This is a genomic window from Corallococcus sp. AB049A (genome assembly GCF_003668885.1).
Taxonomy (GTDB): domain Bacteria; phylum Myxococcota; class Myxococcia; order Myxococcales; family Myxococcaceae; genus Corallococcus; species Corallococcus interemptor.
This window is the reverse complement of sequence record NZ_RAWL01000892.1, coordinates 1-622: the sequence shown is the minus strand read 5'-3', so window position 1 is coordinate 622 and position 622 is coordinate 1. Positions and strand designations below refer to the sequence as shown.

Sequence of the window (622 nt, the reverse complement as noted above, 5' to 3'; positions counted from 1 at the left end):
ACCCTGTTCCTGCTGCTGTTCCGTGCGCCGTTCGGCTTCGTCGCGCTGCTGGGCACGATCGCGCTGGCGGGCATGATCATGCGCAACTCGGTGATCCTGATCGACCAGATCCAGCAGGACATCGATGCCGGGCATGATCGCTGGCATTCGATCATCGATGCCACGGTGCGCCGCTTCCGCCCGATCGTGCTGACCGCGCTGGCGGCCGTGCTGGCGATGATTCCGCTGTCGCGCAGCGCGTTCTATGGCTCGATGGCGATCTCGATCATGGGTGGTCTGATCGTGGGTACGGTGCTGACGCTGGTGTTCCTGCCGGCGTTGTACGCGGCGTGGTTCCGGGTGAAGCCGGACGAATCCGGGGCGTAATGCCCCGGGTTCTGCGGCTGCACCCATCCACGCATGGCGTGGATGGATCTGCTCGCGGAATCTGCCTTCTGTAGAGCCGAGCCATGCTCGGCTGCGCTATGCGCTATGCGCGATGATGGGATGAGTCGAGCATGGCTCGACTCTACAGAAGCACCCACGCATGACGTGCATCTACAGCAGCGGATCGTTGCCATGGTAGGTGCCAACCTTGGTTGGCACTGCAGCATGCATCCACGCATGGCGTGGACTGATCTGC

The 622-nt window shown here is 63.0% G+C and carries 1 protein-coding gene; it reads left to right on the top strand.

Annotated features, from left to right (window positions below; all coding sequences use genetic code 11):
- On the top strand, nucleotides 1-366 hold a 366-nt coding region (locus D7X55_RS45895; RefSeq protein ID WP_147470453.1), incomplete at its 5' end, for an efflux RND transporter permease subunit.
- Between the last annotated feature and the right edge of the window lie 256 nt (nucleotides 367-622).